At 29.1% G+C, this 2,859-nt stretch carries 2 protein-coding genes and 1 pseudogene; 1 reads left to right on the top strand and 2 read right to left on the bottom strand.

Annotated elements, in window-relative coordinates; translation table 11 throughout:
* The first annotated feature begins 90 nt into the window (after positions 1-90).
* Positions 91-1,125 (top strand): GGDEF domain-containing protein, encoded by a 1,035-nt coding sequence (locus tag Q0V08_RS11380; RefSeq protein WP_297434834.1) that lies wholly within the window; start codon positions 91-93, stop codon positions 1,123-1,125.
* A 62-nt stretch (positions 1,126-1,187) separates the two neighbouring features.
* Here the strand turns inward: Q0V08_RS11380 and Q0V08_RS11385 are convergent, their stop codons facing one another.
* Together Q0V08_RS11385 and Q0V08_RS11390 are read right to left on the bottom strand one after the other, a co-directional pair.
* Positions 1,188-2,387, bottom strand: coding sequence for a phosphoglycerate kinase (locus Q0V08_RS11385; protein WP_023051779.1), 1,200 nt, complete (start codon positions 2,385-2,387; stop codon positions 1,188-1,190).
* Positions 2,388-2,496: 109 nt separating this feature from the next.
* Positions 2,497-2,859 (bottom strand): annotated as a pseudogene (locus tag Q0V08_RS11390) (type I glyceraldehyde-3-phosphate dehydrogenase); the annotation flags it as partial.

The following is a 2,859-nucleotide window of genomic DNA, read 5'->3' on the forward strand; positions in this document are numbered from 1 at the left end:
ATATAGTTTTTATTTTCTATATTTTTTGATATAAACTATATATTACTCTCTAAGATAAGTTTAGTTTTATTATTATTAATGATAATAGTGATGATTATAAAACGAAATAAAAATTTTGAAATAGAAAAGCAAATAACTTTCGATACTTTGACAGGCCTTTTTAGTAGAGTTATATTTAATAGGTTTTGTGAAGATTTTAAGAGTAAAAAAGGAGTTGCAGTACTTATTGATTTAGATAATTTTAAATATGCTAATGATAATTATGGACACCATATAGGTGATGAAATTTTGGTAGAATATGCTAAAATAATAAAAAAAGTATTTAGAAGTGATCATGGTGAAAAAAATATATTTAGAATATCAGGTGATGAATTTTATTGTTTTATAGAAAAATCTGATTATCAATTAGTAATTAATGAATTAAAAAAAGAATTGAATGAAAGTGATATATTAAAAAAATATAGTATAGGCTCAAGTATCGGAATCTATAAGAAAAAAGAAAAAGAAACTATAGAACAATCATTTATGTATGCTGATGTAGGAATGTGTAAAGCTAAAAATGAGAAAGGGCATATAGATTATTTTGTAGAAAATGGAGAAATTTTAAAAGATAGTTTAATGATCTTATTAAAAAAAATATTAAAAAATGATAAATATAGATTAAGAAGTGAATTGGAAATAGAAAATGATTTGGTAAATGTAGGAATATTAAAGATAAAAAGTAATGTTATTTTAGAAAGTGAGATATTAGGAGAAGTTAGATATAAAGATTTTATAGAAGTTTCAAAAGAGATGAGAATTATAAAAAAAGTAGATTTAAAAGTATTAAAAATTATTCTGAAAGATACTTTCTATTGGAAAGAAAAAAATAATATAAAAAAAGAGATAGTTGTTGAAATAAATTTACATTTAAGAACATTTGGAGATAAATCTTTATGGAAGGATATTGATGAAATTGTATCTAATTATAAAAAAGAAAATATAAAAATAAAAATTATAATTATTGAAGATGGAAGTGAAATTTTAATAGAGCGATTATTTAATAATTTATATAATTTAAAAAATGAAATCATATTATTTGATTTAAATAGTTTAAAGGTGAAAACAGAAAAAGGACGTCGATAAAAACGTCCTTTTTTTTGTTCTAAAAATTAATGTGGTAGTCTTAATTTTTAAATATTTATATATTACTTGTTAGAAATAGATTCTACACCTGGTAATTTTTTACCTTCTAAATATTCTAGAGAAGCTCCTCCTCCAGTAGAGATGTGAGAGAACTTATCAGCAAATCCTAAAGAGATAGCAGCAGCAGCAGAGTCTCCTCCACCGATGATAGTTGTAGCATTCTCTAAGTTAGCGATAGCTTCACAAACTCCGATAGTTCCTTTAGCGTAATTAGACATCTCAAATACACCCATAGGTCCGTTCCATACAACTGTTTTTGCTCCAACTAATTGATCAGCAAATAACTTAACTGTAGCAGGTCCTACATCTAATCCCATCTCATCATCAGGAATTGCATCTACAGATACAACTGAATGAGGTGCATCGTTAGAGAACTCTTTACAGATTACAGTATCGATAGGTAAAATTATTTTTCCATTAGCTTTCTCTAATAAAGATTTAGCTAACTCAACTTTATCCTCTTCAACAAGAGATTTCCCTGTATTTTTTCCTAAAGCTTTGAAGAATGTAAACATCATAGCTCCACCGATTAATATTTTATCAGCTTTAACTAATAAGTTTTCAATAACTCCAATTTTATCAGAAACTTTAGCTCCTCCTAAGATAGCAACTAAAGGTCTTTCTGGGGCATCAACAGCTCCACCGATGAACTTAATCTCTTTTTCCATTAAGAATCCAGCAGCAGTATTTCCTTCTCCAATGTTAGCAGCGATTCCAACGTTAGAAGCATGAGCTCTGTGAGCAGTTCCAAATGCATCGTTAACGAATAAATCTCCTAAAGAAGCCCAGTACTTTCCTAACTCAGGATCATTTTTAGATTCTTTTTTACCATCTAAATCTTCAAATCTAGTGTTTTGGAACATTAAGATTTCTCCATCTTTTAAGTTAGCAACAGCCTTTTCTAACTCCTCTCCTCTTGTAGCGTTGATGAAAGTTACAGGTTGTCCTAAAAGCTCAGCTAATCTCTTAGCAACAGGCTCGATATTTCTTTTTTCTAAATCAGCAGCTTCTTTAACTTTTCCTAAGTGAGAGAAAGCAATTACTTTTCCTCCGTTTTCTAAAACATACTTTATAGTTGGTAAAGCAGCTACGATTCTGTTTTCGTCAGTGATTTTTCCATCTTTCATAGGAACGTTAAAATCAACTCTCATTAAAACTTTTTTACCAGCTACATTTAAATCAGTTACAATTTTCTTTGCCATTTTGTATGAACCTCCCAAAATTTTTATAAATAACTTATATTTTCTTAAAAAAAAGCGGAACTAAATAGTCCCGCTATTCTGTTTATTCTGTTTTTCCTAGATAATCTAATTACTTAGAAAGCTCTACGAAGTACTTTAAAGTTCTTATTAATTGAGCAGTATAAGACATCTCGTTATCGTACCAAGCAACAGTTTTAACTAATTGCTTATCTCCAACTGTCATAACTCTAGTTTGAGTTGCATCAAATAATGATCCGAATTCGATTCCGATGATATCAGAAGATACTAACTCTTCCTCAGTGTATCCGAATGACTCGTTTGCAGCAGCTTTCATAGCAGCATTGATTTCAGCAACAGTTACTGGCTTCTCTAAAACAGTTACTAACTCAGTTAATGATCCAGTGATTACTGGTACTCTTTGAGCAGCTCCATCTAATTTTCCAGCTAGTGCAGGGATTACTAATCCGATTGC

Source organism: uncultured Cetobacterium sp. (assembly GCF_947038635.1).
Lineage (GTDB): Bacteria > Fusobacteriota > Fusobacteriia > Fusobacteriales > Fusobacteriaceae > Cetobacterium_A.